Source organism: Microcoleus sp. AT8-A3 (assembly GCF_036705675.1).
Classification (GTDB): domain Bacteria; phylum Cyanobacteriota; class Cyanobacteriia; order Cyanobacteriales; family Microcoleaceae; genus Microcoleus.
Map to the genome: position 1 here is coordinate 25,113 of NZ_JAUBVD010000016.1, position 16,334 is coordinate 41,446.

Annotated in this window: 14 protein-coding genes; 9 read left to right on the top strand and 5 right to left on the bottom strand. The window is 45.7% G+C overall.

Annotation, left to right across the window (positions count from 1 at the left end; all coding sequences use genetic code 11):
* Both QUB51_RS11970 and QUB51_RS11975 read right to left on the bottom strand, forming a co-directional pair.
* Positions 1 to 303: a UPF0175 family protein gene (locus QUB51_RS11970; protein WP_333054969.1), complete on the bottom strand. Its 303-nt coding sequence runs from the start codon at positions 301 to 303 to the stop codon at positions 1 to 3.
* A gap of 468 nt (positions 304 to 771) precedes the next feature.
* Positions 772 to 909, bottom strand: coding sequence for a hypothetical protein (locus tag QUB51_RS11975; protein WP_333054970.1), 138 nt, complete (start codon positions 907 to 909; stop codon positions 772 to 774).
* A gap of 779 nt (positions 910 to 1,688) precedes the next feature.
* Here QUB51_RS11975 and QUB51_RS11980 point away from each other — a divergent pair.
* On the top strand, positions 1,689 to 4,856 hold the full coding sequence (locus QUB51_RS11980) for an ABC transporter transmembrane domain-containing protein (RefSeq protein ID WP_333261809.1): 3,168 nt from the start codon (positions 1,689 to 1,691) through the stop codon (positions 4,854 to 4,856).
* 173 nt (positions 4,857 to 5,029) lie between these two features.
* On the opposite strand, the gene QUB51_RS11985 is transcribed toward QUB51_RS11980, so the two are convergent.
* Positions 5,030 to 5,176 carry a hypothetical protein gene (locus QUB51_RS11985; RefSeq protein WP_333231900.1) on the bottom strand — a complete coding sequence of 49 codons (147 nt, stop codon included), beginning with the start codon at positions 5,174 to 5,176 and terminating at the stop codon, positions 5,030 to 5,032.
* Between QUB51_RS11985 and QUB51_RS11990 the strand changes: the two genes are divergently transcribed.
* The 7 genes from QUB51_RS11990 (at position 5,176) to QUB51_RS12020 (ending at position 12,134) form a co-directional block, all read left to right on the top strand.
* Positions 5,176 to 6,984 (top strand): HlyD family efflux transporter periplasmic adaptor subunit, encoded by a 1,809-nt coding sequence (locus tag QUB51_RS11990; RefSeq protein WP_333054975.1) that lies wholly within the window; start codon positions 5,176 to 5,178, stop codon positions 6,982 to 6,984. The two genes, QUB51_RS11985 and QUB51_RS11990, sit on opposite strands and share 1 nt — an antisense overlap.
* Positions 6,985 to 7,043: 59 nt before the next feature.
* Positions 7,044 to 7,514 (top strand): HetP family heterocyst commitment protein, encoded by a 471-nt coding sequence (locus QUB51_RS11995; RefSeq protein WP_333054976.1) that lies wholly within the window; start codon positions 7,044 to 7,046, stop codon positions 7,512 to 7,514.
* 723 nt (positions 7,515 to 8,237) lie between these two features.
* On the top strand, positions 8,238 to 8,498 hold the full coding sequence (locus QUB51_RS12000) for a hypothetical protein (RefSeq protein WP_333054977.1): 261 nt from the start codon (positions 8,238 to 8,240) through the stop codon (positions 8,496 to 8,498).
* Between the two features lie 109 nt (positions 8,499 to 8,607).
* Positions 8,608 to 8,868: a hypothetical protein gene (locus QUB51_RS12005; protein WP_333054978.1), complete on the top strand. Its 261-nt coding sequence runs from the start codon at positions 8,608 to 8,610 to the stop codon at positions 8,866 to 8,868.
* Positions 8,869 to 8,996: 128 nt separating this feature from the next.
* On the top strand, positions 8,997 to 9,236 hold the full coding sequence (locus QUB51_RS12010) for a hypothetical protein (RefSeq protein ID WP_333054979.1): 240 nt from the start codon (positions 8,997 to 8,999) through the stop codon (positions 9,234 to 9,236).
* Between the two features lie 149 nt (positions 9,237 to 9,385).
* Positions 9,386 to 11,308 (top strand): hypothetical protein, encoded by a 1,923-nt coding sequence (locus tag QUB51_RS12015; RefSeq protein WP_333054981.1) that lies wholly within the window; start codon positions 9,386 to 9,388, stop codon positions 11,306 to 11,308.
* 85 nt (positions 11,309 to 11,393) lie between these two features.
* On the top strand, positions 11,394 to 12,134 hold the full coding sequence (locus QUB51_RS12020) for a peptidylprolyl isomerase (RefSeq protein WP_333208756.1): 741 nt from the start codon (positions 11,394 to 11,396) through the stop codon (positions 12,132 to 12,134).
* A gap of 609 nt (positions 12,135 to 12,743) precedes the next feature.
* Here the strand turns inward: QUB51_RS12020 and recQ are convergent.
* On the bottom strand, positions 12,744 to 14,939 hold the full coding sequence (gene recQ, locus QUB51_RS12025; RefSeq protein WP_333054987.1) for a DNA helicase RecQ: 2,196 nt from the start codon (positions 14,937 to 14,939) through the stop codon (positions 12,744 to 12,746).
* A 97-nt stretch (positions 14,940 to 15,036) separates the two neighbouring features.
* Here recQ and QUB51_RS12030 point away from each other — a divergent pair, with 97 nt between their 5' ends.
* Complete coding sequence (locus QUB51_RS12030) at positions 15,037 to 15,321, top strand: DUF427 domain-containing protein (RefSeq protein ID WP_333037862.1); 285 nt, start codon at positions 15,037 to 15,039, stop codon at positions 15,319 to 15,321.
* Positions 15,322 to 15,654: 333 nt separating this feature from the next.
* Here QUB51_RS12030 and QUB51_RS12035 read toward each other — a convergent pair whose 3' ends face one another.
* Positions 15,655 to 16,320 carry an L-threonylcarbamoyladenylate synthase gene (locus QUB51_RS12035; protein WP_333261804.1) on the bottom strand — a complete coding sequence of 222 codons (666 nt, stop codon included), beginning with the start codon at positions 16,318 to 16,320 and terminating at the stop codon, positions 15,655 to 15,657.
* Positions 16,321 to 16,334 lie beyond the last annotated feature (14 nt).

Below are 16,334 nucleotides of genomic sequence, written 5' to 3' on the forward strand. Positions count from 1 at the left end.
TTAAATGCTAAAACTTTCCCACAGTTCGGAAATAGGGTGTAATTTGCCTTCTTTAATTTGCTGGAGGGAGTTACAGAGGCTGGCTAAGACGAGTTCGGCAGGATCGTCATCGGGATCTGCGGGCGGGGGGACAATATGGCGACTGATTAATAGTTGGTAGAAGTCGTCCACAGACATTACAGCGAGTTGAGCGGCTTTATCGAGACTGAGGCTGTGCTGCTGATAAAGTACGATCGCCAATTCTATCCTCACATCGGCTTCAGTCAGGGGGAGATTGTCGGGAAGGTCGATCGTAATTTGCATGATTTATAGTACATTTTAATTTCAATTGTCTCTGAAGTGCGATCTTACAGATTCATTAAACTTTGATTCATTGTTTCTGCCTGTTCCTAACTTTTACAGCTATTGTGCAAAAGGCATTTGGGAAGTCGCAATGAGTAACGTGCAGGCTGCTCAATTACTAGCAGTTGCCTTGACTGAGCACAACTCAGGTGAAGCGGCATGAAATAGGGTGAATTCAACAACAGATGATAGGGCTAAGATGTGCCGAAAAGTACCCTTCCTCCCATCCCCAAAAGAATTTAACTCGATTGTGCGGCGGCAATCGCTGGGGAGCATCTCATATTTGTAAAAACACTTTTTCTGGCTCCTTCCTTCTTCCTTCTTCCTTCTTCCTCTTTTCTCCTGGCTCCTGACTCCTGACTCCTAACTCGAATTTCTAGCGGAGGGCGGCTTTCATTGAGATGCTCTCAATCGCTGGATTCTGCATAGTTAATTAGTCGCCACAAGTGTCTGGCATTGCATCACAGTAATTAACCGCGAAATCACCACCGTCAATCTTGGTTTCAACAGTGTCAGTAATTGAAAATACAAAGACTTGCCACCGCCCGTCGGGATGACAATCATCATATCCAGTTTTTGTAAAGCAGGTTCGACAATTTCCTGAGTTGGTTGTTGGATTCTACACTATTCCATGCTTTTGGAGAACCAATACACTGAGTGCGATCGCACAAAATTCCTTAAGCAGAGAAACCGATACTTTTAATCGGGGTTTAGATTGATAGTGATGGGTAGCGATAGTGATGGGTTTAGGCCATCACAGAAGTCACCCCCAAATGGAAGACCGTTATCAATAGCAAAACTTTCCATCTTACTTTAATCCGTTATATACCCAGACCAGAGGGTCAATTAATTGCTTGAATTGCTGCTACAAATTAACAGCCATCAATATTTCTTTACCACGATCCGGCCCTGGATTTCACAAACAAGCGTCGAAAATTGATGGTTTTTGAGTTGTGAATGTCAATTTCTGTGTATATATACGTATACCCGACACAACACCTGCCTCGCCCAGCTTCACAGAATCTTCACAAATATCCGTATAATTACTGTAGGTTTATAAAGATTACGTAAAGATTGCCCTTAAAGGTAGCCAAAACCACGATTCTGTAAGTTAAACTGAGAGCCAGCCAAAACCACACTTACGTAATCACCACAAAATCCTGAAAAAACGCAATTTTATATATCCTAAAGGCGTTGAAGGGATGCCGTAACTAAGAGGTGTTAATCGGACATATCGACAAACAGTTTGTAAGCCAACTAGGTTGCAACTAAACCAATAAAAATCGCTCATAACCGGGTTAGTTGCCATTCAAAAAAAATGAAACAACTTTTTGACAGGGTAAGTTATGAAAAAAAAATTAGGGGTGGGAAATCAACTTTTTAAAACCCCAGAAGCCTTGGAAAATTTCCCGGCTATTCAGAAAATTTTCGAGGAAGTCGGTGCAGGGCAGACTTTAGTGGCGAAATTAAATACAGCCTGTGAAATTTGCGAGTTTCAACTCGGAGATGAAATCACTCAATATCAAACATCAGATAGTAAAAATTTCCTTGAAAAAAAACAGAGCGATTCCCTACGGGATAGCTTCGCTTCACGCAATTTTTATTTAGTTTGCGAGGGAAGAGTCAGGCTGCTAGCGGTAGAAGCGTCGCAACAGCAGGAGATTTCGGCGGTGGTACTGGAAGTCGGAGCAATATTTGGGACAGATCACCTATTTATTGAAAGCGGACTGCCTTACAGGGCAATTGCGGCTGGGACTTGCCAAATCGGTCGAATTGCGGCCACCACATTGGAGCTGATTTTAGAAGAATTCCAGCAACTGCAACAGCACTGGTGGCAAGAATTTCAAGAGCGACAGCGGTTAATATTTTTCAAGACACAAACAGATTTGCGATCGCTCCCTCCCCACAAACAACAGCTTCTGTGGCCCCACTTAGTTCCTTACATAGAAGAAATCCGAATTCCTGCCGGAGTTTCCCTCACCGAGCACTGCCAAAACTCCAACAATCATTTTTGGCTCCGCAGCGGTCAAATTCAAGGTCAAGCACCGCCCATTCTCGGCAGTAACTGGGAACATTCAGACGTAAAGAGCGACTGGATAGCGGTAACAGACCTGATAATTTACCAGCTTAGCAGCGAACAGTGGGAAATCGCCAACGCCACAATTAGTTCCGAAAGCAATTCCCGCCCTAAAATCATCCGCAAACCTCCAATCTTAAGCTTAGTAACGCCGCCCCAAAAGGCCAGCTCTACCTCACAAACCGAGCCATCAAAATTAACCGCAGTTGCTCAGCAAAAACCCGCAACCGGAATCATCAGCTTTCCCAAACCCAAGCATCGGCGCTGGTTGAGCAGCAGACACCCATTCATTCAACAACAGAGTTCAGCAGATTGTGGAGCTACTTGCTTAGCCATGATTAGCGAATATTGGGGTAAGAAATTCAGCCTAAATTACTTGCGGGAATTGGCAGAAATCGGCCGCAGTGGCGCGTCGCTCAAGAGTCTGGCAAAAGCAGCGGAAAGGATGGGATTTCAAACCCGTCCCGTGCGAGCTTCTTTAACTCCGCTGCGAAATCAAAATCCCTGGATTGCTCACTGGCAAGGCAATCACTACGTGGCAGTTTATCGCTTTAAAAATCAACAGGTTTTAGTGGCCGATCCGGCGGCGGGCAAGCGGTGGATGAGCATTAAAACTTTTACCGAAAATTGGACTGGGTACGCCCTAATTTTAGACCCAACAGCGGAACTATACCGCAATCACACTGCCGAACATCAAGGTATCAAACTTAAAAATTTTGTGGGCATAGTCTGGCCCTACCGGGGTGCGATCGCCCAAATTCTGATTCTCTCCTTGTTGCTCCAATTATTTGGTCTAGTTACTCCCCTATTTACCCAAGTAATTCTCGACCAAGTGGTTGTCAGCAAAAGCGTAGTAACTCTGCACGTTTTTGCGATCGGGCTGCTGCTGTTTAGTGTTTGGCGAACGCTGTTGGGTGCAACGAGACAGTATTTGCTGGATTATTTGTCGAACCGCATTGACTTGACTTTAATTAGCGGCTTTATCAGTCACACTCTCAGTTTGCCGATCAAGTTTTTTGAATCTCGTCAAGTGGGCGATATCTTGACGCGGGTTCAGGAAAATCAAAAAATTCAGGCATTTTTGACTCGCCAAGCTATTACGGCTTGGTTGGATGCTTTGATGGCTGTAGTTTACATCGGACTGATGGTTTACTATAACTGGCGTCTGGCGTTGTTGGTGCTGGCGTTGATTCCGCCGATCGTGATTTTGACTTTAGTTGCAACTCCCTTTCTGCGAAAAGTGTCGCGGGAGGTTTTTACCGAAAGTGCCAAGCAAAATTCATCTTTGGTGGAAATGATTACTGGGGTAGCGACGGTTAAGGCAACTGCTGCTGAGCGAGAAATGCGCTGGCGCTGGGAAGACCAATTAACCTGCATGATTAATGCTAAATTTCGCGGGCAGAAGTTGGCGAATTCTTTGCAGGTGATCGGGGGTGGGATTAATACTTTGGGGAGTACGGCTTTGCTGTGGTATGGGGCAATGCTGGTGATTCAAGACGAGTTGACGATCGGTCAATTTGTGGCTTTTAATATGATGATTGGGAGCGTAATTTCTCCTGTGCTTTCAGTGGTGGGACTTTGGGATGAGTTTCAAGAAGTGCTGGTTTCGATCGAGCGTTTGGATGATGTATTCTCTGCCCAACCTGAAGAAAGCCCTTACAAGCCAATGCTGGTGCTGCCTCGCATTCAGGGAAACGTCAAGTTTGACAATGTTTCTTTCCGTTATTCTCAGGATGAGGAACGCAATACGCTGCAAAATCTTTCCTTTGAGGTGCAAGCTGGAGAAACTGTGGCAATTGTCGGCCGCAGCGGTTCGGGTAAGAGCACTTTGGTAAAGTTGCTGCAAGGTTTCTATTATCCAGAAAAGGGGCGGCTGACAATTGACGGCCACGATATTCGGCACATTTCTTTGCAGTCGCTGCGAGTTCAGTTGGGTGTTGTTCCTCAAGATTGTTTCTTGTTTTCGGGAACGATTTTGGAAAATATTACGCTGTATAAAAACGGAAGCGATGCTGCTTCTGCAAGCTTGGAACAGGCGATAGAAGTGGCGAAGCTAGCAGAAGCTCACGCTTTTATTCAAGATATGCCGCTGGGTTATCAAACTCCTGTGGGGGAAAGGGGAACGAGTTTGTCTGGGGGCCAGCGACAACGAATTGCGATCGCCCGCGCTCTTTTGGGCGATCCCCGGATTTTGGTTTTGGATGAAGCAACTTCTTCGCTGGATACCGAATCTGAGCGCAGGTTTCAGCAAAATCTCGCCCGCATTAGTCGCGATCGCACTGCGTTTATTATCGCTCATCGGTTGTCTACGGTGCGTAATGCCGATCGAATTTTGGTTCTAGACAAAGGCATTTTAGCCGAACAAGGCAACCACGACGAATTGATGGCTGAACGCGGACTTTACTATCACCTCGCTCAGCAACAACTGGATATTTAAGTCATTAGTCATTAGTCATTAGTTATTGGTCATTAGTCATTGGTCATTAGTCATTGGTCATTAGTCATTGGTCATTAGTCATTAGCAAGACAAGGCTAAAGATAATTTTCATATCATGTCCGATCGATTAACCATAATATCCCGGTCGGGCGGGTTTTTGAGATTGTCAATTATTAGCAGGTATTGTTGGTGAGGGGAGCCCCTACAAAAATCGCGATCGCTCGACCGGACATGATATCACTTACTTCTGACTCCTGACTGATAGCTCCTAACAACTCCCAACTGCCAACAGTCAACAGACTAATTTGGAGGAAAGACAATGTTTTCAGAAGATGCCAAAGAATTAGGCCACGCTCCTAACGAAATAGGCGAAGTTTATGGGGGCGTAGCTTCTAGGCAAGAAAACGAAATCCGAAAAAAAGAGCGCTCTTTAGAAGTTGTCGAATCTCAAAATCGCTCTTCTCAAACTCATGACGGTATCAATATTGCAAAATTACAGTTACGACAGCCTGATGCGAATAATTGGTCTACTTCTTTGCACTCGGTACTCGACCAGCCGCCAGTATCTTTTCCCCAGCGGTTGATATTAGGAGGAATGGTTTTTTCCGTAGCTTTTGGAGCGTGGGCAACTTTGGGAAAAATTGACGAGGTTGGTCATGCTCAGGGCAAATTAGTTCCCAAAGGCGCTGTTTACAAAATTCACCCGACGGAGACGGGAAAAATTATTAACCTCGCTATCAAAGAAGGTCAAAAAATCAAAGCTGGACAATTATTGGCGGAATTAGACCCGTCGAATGCCGAGAGCGAGGTGGAGCGTCTTGAGAAAATTCTGGACGCTTATCGGATTCAATTGATGCAAGAGATGAGTTCGATCGAGAGAACTCGACTGGAAGTTGAAGCGAGCCAAGCTATTGCGGCTGCGGACAAGCGGGGGGCTGAAGCTGCGATCGCCCGTGCTAGCGCTTCAGCGGCCACCACGCAGTCTCAAATCGAGCAATTGCAAGCAGATGTAGTGTCTCAGCAAGCGCGGCAACAACAGCTCAAACCTCTGGAAAACAATGTGCAAGACTTGCTCTCGCAACTGAAAACAGATATTAACTCCCAGCAAGGGCGGCGCGATCGGGTGAAACCATTGCAACGCAAGACTCAAGAATTGCTGGCCGGGTTGCAAGCAAAAGTGGTAGCTCACAAAGAGCGGATCGCGCGTCTCAAACCTTTGGTAGATGAGGGAGCACTGTCTAAAGACGTATTGTTTCAAGCTGAGGAAGCTCTGCGGGAAAGCGAAAATGCGGTGATTAGAAGCCAGTTGGGAGAGACAACTCAGGCTGACGATCGCGCCTTTGAAGTCGAGCAAACCGTTCGCGACAGGCAAAGTGCTGCCATCAGGAGTCAACTGTCTGATGCAACCGTGGTTAAGGAAAGGTTGTTTGAAGTCGAGCAAAATTTGCGCGATCGAACTAGCGCCATTTCTAGAACCCAAGGTGAATTAACTCAACAACTGGCAGAAGTCGATCGACTGCAAGCCGAAGCCGCCAGCAAACAAGCCGCAGCGCGCCAAATGCAGTTAGAAAAAGAGCAAAAAATTCAGCAGTTGGAAATGCAATTAAATCAAGTCAAATCCAAAATTGCCGAAACCCAAACCCTGCTCGATCAAGCAAAAAATCAGCTCAAACAAAGATTTCTCTACGCACCCGTCAGCGGAGTCATTTCCGCACTCAACGTTCACAACAAAGGCGAAGTAGTTCAACCGGGTCAAACTATTGCAGAAATGACTCCGAATCACGCTCCTCTGGTGCTGGAAGTGAGTTTGCCGAACCGAGAAGCGGGATTTGTCAAAACCGGAATGCCGGTGCAAGTCAAATTCGATGCTTTTCCTTATCAAAATTACGGCGTGATTCCGGGAAAAGTTTTATCTATTTCGCCGGATGCCAAAACAGACGAGCGATTGGGTGTTTTTTACCGGGTGGAAGTGAGTATGGATCGAGACTCAGTGAAAGCCAAAAACCAAACCTGGAAACTCAAAGCTGGCCAAACAGCTTCTGCGGAAATTGTCATTCGCCAGCGCAGCATAGCCGACATTTTGCTTGATCCTCTCAAGCAGCTACAAAAGGGCGGCATGAGTTTGTAGAACTTAGTTAAGTGGTTGTTGTCCTTTGTCACTCTTTATACACAAAACAGGATAAAATAATGAATTCCCAATTTCACCATTCTGCCAATCATTCCCAAGTTGGAATCAAACCAGAACAATTGGATGAGATAATTTCAGCCATCCTGGCAGGAAAGTATTCTTGGGCTTGTTTTTTACTTTTGCGGTGCACGGGTTACAACCCCCTCGACTATATCCCTTACCGTACTTCCAACCGCTTGCTTAAGGAAAACAGTCAAATCGGCAAGTCGAGTAAATCGGAAGCTAAGCCTGCATTGGGTAAAATTGCTGATTTAGATTATGTGGAAGTGGTGAGGGAAAAACGAGCCGGAGTTCGAGGGGGTTATGTAACAGAGGCTTTTACCGAGTTGCACTCAGATACCGCAGGTTTTGGACTTGAAGTCAAGGAAGGGCAATATCTCTCGATGCCGAAGGTTGAGTGTTTGCCAATTCCAAGTCAAGGATTTTTTGCGGGATTTAAGACGCGCTTGTTTAATTTGGCGGGTAAGTAATTTAGTCGAGAGATCGACAACCCGATTGCGGGCGTTGGGTGTACCAATTCTTTGGTTGACTCACCGCGGGCGATCGGGTTTTTGAGTGTCGAACATCCGCACTTCCGATAAATCTGCCAAAATGGCAACCTCGTGTGGCGATCGTACCTAATACTTTGTTAAGTAGGTCAACCTAAAAAAAGGGAATACCCAGATAAGCTGTTCGGCATTTAAAGGACTTGCGTAAGGTGCGTCAGCATCTAAGGTTTTCCGTTTCAGCGTAAGGGTTCACTCCTGACGCACCCTACTAGCCTCGTTACTGGTTTAAATGCTCCACAGCTTACCCGACTTCTTTAAGAAGTCGGGTATCTAAGATAATAACCTTTTACGTTGACTCAATCTCAAATCTCAAATCTCAAATCTCAAATCGGTTGACCTGTAATTCCTGCGGTTTAGCCTGGGCAGTCTTTATCTATACAAGTTATCAATTGAGCTAAATACTACAATCTTCCAGTCTCGTTAATAAACTCTAAAACGAGGCTGATTTTTGTATTTCAAAATACCTCGATTTTTTGTAGCTTTTGGACGAATAATTTACAAATATTCATGAATTTGAATTTACATTTTAATTTTCACAAATCTGCCAAATTGGCAACACAGCTCTAATTAGTCCAGATATATTAGGTACATCGAAAGCAAACAAGATTGCTTCGAGCAAGCACTTAACCAACAAGGGAAAAAACCATGATTATCTCTGACCTGAACCATGTCGAAGTTGTTTCCGAAGCAACCAGAATCGAAGGCGGTTTCACTGAATTTGATTTGATTGTCGGCCTAGTTTCATTCGGTTCATTCACTGCTGGCGTAGCAATTGGTAACGTAGCGGTAGCCGACGCTGGTGCCGATGCGATCGGTTATGGCTCATTTACCAAGGCTGCTACCAGCACATTTACGACTCCTTTTTCGAGTTCATCCGGTGCATTTTCCGTATCGGTTTCCGATTAAAAATTTGTCGCCAGTTGCTAGTTGAATAAGTCCGAACTGCTGGCAGCAAAACGATAGAATTACACAGTTTTTTAGTTAAACAAACCTGCAATAGTAAAGGCAAAAAACCATGATTATCTCTGATCTGAACCATGTAGAAGTTGTGTCCGAAGCAACCAGAATCGAAGGCGGTTTCACAGAATTTGATTTGATTGTCGGCAACGTTTCTTTCATTTCACTGACTGCTGGTCTAGCAATTGGTAACGTAGCTGTAGCCGACGCTGGTGCCGGTGCGATCGGTTATGGCTCATTTACCAAGGCTGCTACCAGCACATTTACGACTCCTTTTTCGAGTTCATCCGGTGCATTTTCTGTATCGGTTTCCGATTAGGAATTCAGTCGCCCGCTGCTAGTATAATTAAGTCCGCACTACTGGCAGCGGAACGATAAAATTACACATTTATCAAGTCAAAAATACAGGCGTATCCAAGAATAATAATCAGATAAAGGTAAAAATCAATGAGAATTGAGGATTTGACATATTTGGATAAATTTTCTGACGAAGGCAATATTGTTGGCGGTTTTGCTTCAGTCGATATCAGTGTTTTTACCTCCGCGATCGGTGCATTCACCTCAACTGCTGCTAATTCTCAGTCTTGGGCAGTATCTTCGCCTTACGGTGGTTCTCTAGCGGTTGGTTACGGTCAGGTATTTGCGATCGCCTACACTCCCCCGTCATTTCCCAAGTTCCGAAACTAGATTCCGTGAATAATAGAAATTAAATAATTTTTATTATCTCGATAGGGTAATGAAATCAAAATAAAAATGTATAGCTCCATTGCTTTGACCCAGAGCAATCTTCAGTTGATTTATCCAGCTTAAAACAAATTTTAAGGAGATTAACAGCGATGCCTCAATTAGACGCATCTGCTCCTCCTACCCTAACGGTCGGTAGCAGCAGTCCAAGTGGCTCTAGCTTGTTAGCGGGTGGAACTGGTGCAAGTAATAGTGAACTTACTAACTATTCAGCATCTTCAGAACCAGCCCCAACAGCTAACATTTCTACTCCCAGCGAGGTTTCAGGAGGCAGCAGCAGTTCTGCCAAATCCACTTCATCCACTTCGGACAGCGGTGCAGGGAGTACAAGTAGTGCGACAGGTACTTCTCCAACGGGAGAATCTAGCAACAGCAGCCAAACAGTCTATACTCCGGGAGCCACCTCCAGCAGCGGTAGCGCTACAGCTACAGCCTCGGCGGGGGCTTCTCCGACGACAAGTGCCACAACTTCAGCCCCGGCAGCAACACCAACACCAACACCAACACCAGCACCAGCACCAGCACCAACACCTGCACCTGCACCTGCACCTGCACCTGCACCTGCACCAGCACCTGCACCTGCACCAGCACCTGCACCGTTAGGAGACAGCAGCGGTGCCAGCAGCAGCGCGACAGCGACTTCTCCGACAGGGAACAGCAGCAGCAGCAGCACTCAGACAGCATCGACTCCCGGCGACACTTCTAGCAGTGCGAGCGCCTCAGCTAGCAGCGGTTTAGATGCTCCGCCAACTACTAGCGCCACAGCCCCAGCACCAGCGCCAACACCTGCACCTGCACCTGCACCTGCACCGTTAGGAGACAGCAGCGGTGCCAGCAGCAGCGCGACAGCGACTTCTCCGACAGGGAACAGCAGCAGCAGCAGCACTCAGACAGCATCGACTCCCGGCGACACTTCTAGCAGTGCGAGCGCCTCAGCTAGCAGCGGTTTAGATGCTCCGCCAACTACTAGCGCCACAGCACCTGCACCTGAACCAGCACCAACACCTGCGCCCTCAGAGAGTAGCAGTTCGAGCGAAACGAGCTCGATCGCCAATAATCAAGGCGTTACTAACAACAGCAGCGCGACAGTAACTTCCCCCGCAGGCAGTAGCACTAGCACTCAGACAGCCTATACTCCGGGAGCTACTTCTGGGAGTGCAGAAGCAACCGCTGCTACAGGCGCTCCACCAACAACTAACATCGCAACACCAGCGCCAACACCAACACCAGCGCCAACACCAGCGCCAACACCGCCAACACCCTCAAATAATCAGGATGCGGGTACGGGTGGTGGTGGCAGTAGCGCGATCGCTTCTAATCCGACAGATAACAGTAACAGCAATAATTCGATCGCACTTCCCGGTAACAATGCCAACAGCAATGCTGAGACAACGCCGCCTCCAGAAATGATCGCCCCAGAAAACTATCCTGACGCATTAACTATCAGCTATGACAGCAATGGCGACGGATATTGGCTCGGCACCAACGAGAGCGATGTGATTACTGGCGATAGCGGGAGCGATCGAATTTTTGCAGGAAGCGGCGACGATATTGTCACAGGTAACAAAGGTGATGATGCGATTCATGGAGGCGATGGCAACGACACTTTGCGGGGAGGAAAAGGTCAAGATTTGCTAATTGGTGACAACGGCGACGATTTTCTTTGCGGCGACTTCGGCACCGATACATTGATTGGAGGTAGCGGCGCTGATACCTTTGCCTTTAGATCCGAAACAGCGAGTGCAGCAGCTAATCCATTGTTAGCCGATCGAGTCGTTGATTTCAATTTCGCTCAAGGCGATCGAATTGGGCTGACAGGGGGACTTTCGGTAACAGACTTGACACTCGTCGCGTTTGATACTGACGGTGACGGTACGACAGACGCCACTCTGCTTAAGTTTAGTTCAAATAATGGCGATCGAATTTTAGCTGTTGTTTTGGGAACAGTTAACGCAGCGGGTGCAACAACTTTGAGCAATGCTGATTTTATTAGTTTGCCAAATGACATCTTGTAGCTAACCCTTAACCGTTAACCCCAACTACCCCGCAGGAATCTTCGGGGGATGAAGTTAATAAATTCATATAGGTTGAGAGAGAAAGATGAAAGACTTTTACGGGCCAATGATTGAAGCAAGTGAAATCATCGAACTACTCAAACAAGAGATGCAATTAAAAACATTTAGTCAAAAGGTTTTGCATAAAAAAGTTATTGAGAAAGCAGCCAAGGAACGGGAGTTAACTGTGACTCCAGACGAAATTCAAGCTGTGGGCGACCAACTCCGCCGCGAGAAGCGTTTGGAGAAAGCGGCGGACACGATTGCTTGGCTGGTCGATCAGATGATTTCTGTAGAAGATTTAGAGGCCGGGATTCGCGATCGGCTTCTCAGCCAAAAACTAGCCGAACACTTATTCAGCAAAGAAGTAGAAAAGATTTTTGTTCAAAACAAATTGCAATTCGACCAAATAATTCTTTATCAAATAATTGTTGCCAACCCCCAGCTTGCTCAGGAACTATTTTATCAAATTCAAGAAGGAGAAATCAGCTTTTTCGATGCTGCTCACCTTTACGATATTGACGAAAATCGTCGGCATATATGCGGTTGCGAAGGCAAGGTTTATCGGTGGGGTTTAAAACCAGACATAGCCGTCGCCGTATTTAGCGCTCAACCCGGAGAAGTAATTCGTCCAATTGAAACAGAACTAGGATATCACTTGTTTCTGGTTGAAAAGTTTCTCCCAGCGGAATTAACCCCTGAACGGTATCAAGAAATTTTGCACAATCTGTTTAACGAATGGCTGGCTAACGAAGTCAACCATTTATTGTACACTTCTAAAGTGTAGAAACTTAATTTCTCGCCGTCAAAAACCCCTATATATAATTTTGCCAAAACAAAGTACAATGCTAAAACTTAGGGTACTTCTGGGTGAAGAGAGAGACTTAATATCGTTTCCGGCTGCATCAATATTATTCAATCCTTGGGGCTGTGCGTGAGTGTAAACAGTCTCATGCTTGTGCATTTAAATATTCCTCCCTCTCACGCACTCTACTACTTAGATAAAAACTGGTTTTACGAGGTACTTATAGCTCAATAAGGTTCAGTTAAAAAGGTATTTTATCGCCCTAGCAGCTCACGAAAATTGAGAACAAAAGAAAGTCTCGGCGATAGCTTCTGGATTGCTTCGTACCCTCGCAACTGCGCGAATCATAGCGAACAATGACACACTTAGCTAACCCAAGCTTACTGACTTATAGCCCTCTTAAAATCACTTGTTAAATTTAAGTTTTGCCCACCCCCTATACGCCAGCTAGCAAAGCCAAATGAAAAAAATATATCTGTTAAAAACGCCACTCTAATATATTATCCCAAAAGCTACTTTTTGCATTCTCATTTTTCCCTCCTCTCTATTAATTATCTGCGTCCATCAGCGTACATCTGCCTACATCTGCGGTTAAAAACCGACATAATTTTGCCGCCACCAAGCCCGCACAAACTTAATTTCCTCAAACGTATAACGTTCTTCCAGAAAATCATAAATTGCTCTCAGTTTTTCATCCCCCATAACTTCAATAGCGTACACTATCGCCTGCTGGCGTTCCGATTCTACCAACAAATTTATATCAACTTCCCGGCCCATTTCCATCAATTCTATCAGATGCCCAGAAATAGTATTAGGGCTCATCCCCCGCGCATTAGCTATTCCTTGAACAGTCAAACCTTGTCGGTATAATTCCCAGGTTTGCATCTGCGAATAAGACGCAACGTTGGAAAGATTTGGAAGATTAGCGACATCAGAAGATGCAGCACCACTTGGCAATCCTTGTTCTTGACAAAAAGTGCGTATTGCCTCCAAGAAAACCTTACCGTACTTATCTCGCTTGTTGCTACCAACGCCGTAAACTTCCTCGAATTCTCTGAGATTTTGCGGGCGTTTTTCTGCCATATCTCGCAAGCTTTTATCGGCAAAAACTACGTAAGGTGGCACAAATTGTTCGTCGGCAATTTGTTTGCGTAGTGTCCGCAGTATGCTAAATAAAGCTTCTACTTCTACTGCCAAAGACCGAACTTTCGCCTGTACTTCCCGTTGGGGTTCAATGGCGATTTCAACTGTGCGCTGACGTTTCATAATTTCCCAACTTTTTTCATTCAGTTTCAAAATGGGAAATCCGTCTGTTCTTTCCTCTAAAAAACCTTGATTTAACAGGGAACGACTCAATTTTTTCCAATCGTCTGCACTTCTATCTTTGCCAATTCCGTAAGTAGAAAGTTTGTGGTGCTGGTATTGCAATACTTTTTGATTTTTGGAACCGCGCAGCACGTCAATAATGTGATTCATGCCGAATTTTTCTTGGCATCTGGCGACGCAAGAAAGAAATTTCATTGCCTCAATCGTCCAATCTTCTACGGGTTTTTGGTTGCAACAGTTATCGCAAGTACCGCAGTTTCCGGGGAATGAATCGCCAAAATAACTTAACTGGATTGTGCGACGGCACTCGGTGGATTCTGCATAGTTGATTACTCGACGCAACTGTTGGCGGGCAATTCGTTGTTCTTGCGGGTCAGGTTTTTGCTCGATGATGTAGTCGATCATTTTGACATCGCCGTAGCCGAAAAATAAGCTGCAATGGGCGGGTTCGTTGTCTCGGCCTGCGCGGCCGGATTCTTGATAGTATCCTTCGAGATTCTTGGGTAAGTCGTAGTGAATTACAAACCTCACGTCTGGTTTGTTGATGCCCATACCGAAGGCTATTGTGGCTACCATTACTTGCACGTCGTCGCGAATGAAGCGGGTTTGATTGGTGGCGCGATCGACATCGTTCATGCCGGCGTGGTATGGTAAGGCTTGGATGCCACTTTGTTGCAATTTATAGGCAACTTCGTCAACTTTTTTGCGGCTGAGGCAATAGATAATTCCCGAACCGCCTTTTTTTTGGATGATTTGCAAAACTTCGGCAAAACTGTGTTTGGTTTTGGGGCGAACTTCGTAGTATAAATTGGGGCGGTTGAAGCTGGCGACGTGGATGTAGGGATTTCGCAGAGTTAGCTGCTGGATGATGTCTTGGCGGACGCGCTCGGTGGCGGTGGCGGTTAGTCCCATAATGGGAATGTCGGGATATCGATCGCGCACTCGCTGCATTTGCCTGTATTCTGGTCGAAAGTCGTGCCCCCATTCCGAAACGCAGTGGGCTTCGTCGATCGCAAATGCCGAAATTCCTAACTTATTTGCTACTATATCTAAAAACGGTAAAAATCTCTCACCGAGCAAGCGTTCGGGTGCAACGTAGAGCAATTTAATCTTACCTTCGAGAATTGCTGTTTCGCGCGATCGGGTTTCCTGAGAGCTCAAAGTGCTGTTGAGAAAAGTCGCCCCAATTCCATTATCCTGCAAAGCCTCCACCTGGTCTTGCATCAGAGCAATTAACGGCGAAACAACCACTGTCAATCCCGGTTTCAACAGTGCCGGTAATTGAAAACACAAAGACTTGCCACCGCCCGTCGGCATGACAATCATCATATCCCGTTTTTGTAAAGCAGCTTCGACAATTTCCTGCTGTCCCGGACGGAAAGAGTCATAGCCAAAAAAATGTTTAAGAGCTTGTTCCAGGGACAGTGGCACAGAAGATATTGGCGGATGAGACGCTGGCATTTGCAGTAGTTGGTTGTTGGCTTCTCAACTATTCTATGCCTTTTGAGCACAAATACAGTTACAATAATTGAGAATCTCAATTTAACCAGAAAAACAGATGCCGAAAGCAATTTGGAATGGTGCCGTTTTGGCCGAGAGCGACAAGTGCGAAATTGTAGACAACAACTATTATTTCCCCGCCGATGCCATCAACCGTGAGTATTTCAAAGACAGCAGCACTCACACTACTTGCGGTTGGAAAGGTGTTGCTAGTTACTACAATGTCGAAGTCGGCGGACAAGTTAATAAAGATGCTGCTTGGTACTATCCAACTCCAAAAGATGCTGCTAAAAATATTGCCGGATATATTGCTTTTTGGAAAGGAGTTAAGGTAGAGGCTTAGGTTTTTTCCGCAGGTTTGTTAGCTGGCGATTCCGACAGGCCGCCAGGGAATTAATTCCCTGGCTCATAGCTGAAGTCGTCTTAAGACGACTGTGGAAATTAGGGAGGAATAACATAAGTTGCGATGAGTTCAAATAGAAATAATATCTAATATCTACTGATAGCGATTGCTCCTATGATAATTGTCAATCCTTTAAAATATAGGACAGAGCTTAATTAAATTCAATACCATAACCGCTATATTTAACAGTCCTCTTTGAGAGGACTTTCGCTCTCTCGACGGGGGTTTTGAACCCCCGGCGGACTGTTGGAGAAGCGAAAGCATCCTCAAAGTTTAATCGTTTTCCCAAACGGCGACAGCTTCCGAACCCAAACCACGGCGAACAACAATCGGTTCGCTTTGTGTCAAATCGAGAATGGTAGAAACTTGATATCCCGGATCGGAACCGTCATCGACAATGATATCTACTAACTTTGAAAAACAGTCAAAAAGTTCAGCTTTGCCAAAACTTTCTGCTTTTTCTGCTGGCACCGGTGCAGCACCTTCATCATCCGTGGTAATGTGAGCGGATGTTGAAATAATTGGATTTCCCAAGGCTTCCAACATGGTAAAACAAAGCCGCTGGTCTGGAACGCGAATTCCAGTGGTTTTGCGCTTCGGGCTCATTACCAACCGTGGCACTAACTTGGTAGCAGGCAGCAGAAATGTATAAGGCCCTGGTATTAACCGCTTGATAATTCTGTATGCTTCATCGCTGACGGCTGCATAGTCGGTGATATTTGATAGAGAGGAACACAGGAACGTTAAAGGCTTATCATTGGATAGTTGCTTGATCTGCCTGACTCGTTCTACAGCAGACTTGGAGTTGAGATCGCAGCCGATCGCGTAAACTGTATCTGTCGGATAAAGCATCACGGCCCCATCTTTTAGAGCTTTGTTAATTTTCTCGATCCGGTCTCTTTGGGGTGCAACTGGATGCACTTCGTAAATAGTTGCCATGTTAAGATATTGCA

Coding starts and splice junctions, on each gene's coding strand:
- QUB51_RS11970 (WP_333054969.1), bottom strand. CDS start 303: ATGCAAATTACGATCGACCTTCCCGACAATCTCCCCCTGACTGAAGCC.
- QUB51_RS11975 (WP_333054970.1), bottom strand. CDS start 909: ATGATGATTGTCATCCCGACGGGCGGTGGCAAGTCTTTGTATTTTCAA.
- QUB51_RS11980 (WP_333261809.1), top strand. CDS start 1,689: ATGAAAAAAAAATTAGGGGTGGGAAATCAACTTTTTAAAACCCCAGAA.
- QUB51_RS11990 (WP_333054975.1), top strand. CDS start 5,176: ATGTTTTCAGAAGATGCCAAAGAATTAGGCCACGCTCCTAACGAAATA.
- QUB51_RS11995 (WP_333054976.1), top strand. CDS start 7,044: ATGAATTCCCAATTTCACCATTCTGCCAATCATTCCCAAGTTGGAATC.
- QUB51_RS12000 (WP_333054977.1), top strand. CDS start 8,238: ATGATTATCTCTGACCTGAACCATGTCGAAGTTGTTTCCGAAGCAACC.
- QUB51_RS12005 (WP_333054978.1), top strand. CDS start 8,608: ATGATTATCTCTGATCTGAACCATGTAGAAGTTGTGTCCGAAGCAACC.
- QUB51_RS12010 (WP_333054979.1), top strand. CDS start 8,997: ATGAGAATTGAGGATTTGACATATTTGGATAAATTTTCTGACGAAGGC.
- QUB51_RS12015 (WP_333054981.1), top strand. CDS start 9,386: ATGCCTCAATTAGACGCATCTGCTCCTCCTACCCTAACGGTCGGTAGC.
- QUB51_RS12020 (WP_333208756.1), top strand. CDS start 11,394: ATGAAAGACTTTTACGGGCCAATGATTGAAGCAAGTGAAATCATCGAA.
- recQ (WP_333054987.1), bottom strand. CDS start 14,939: ATGCCAGCGTCTCATCCGCCAATATCTTCTGTGCCACTGTCCCTGGAA.
- QUB51_RS12030 (WP_333037862.1), top strand. CDS start 15,037: ATGCCGAAAGCAATTTGGAATGGTGCCGTTTTGGCCGAGAGCGACAAG.
- QUB51_RS12035 (WP_333261804.1), bottom strand. CDS start 16,320: ATGGCAACTATTTACGAAGTGCATCCAGTTGCACCCCAAAGAGACCGG.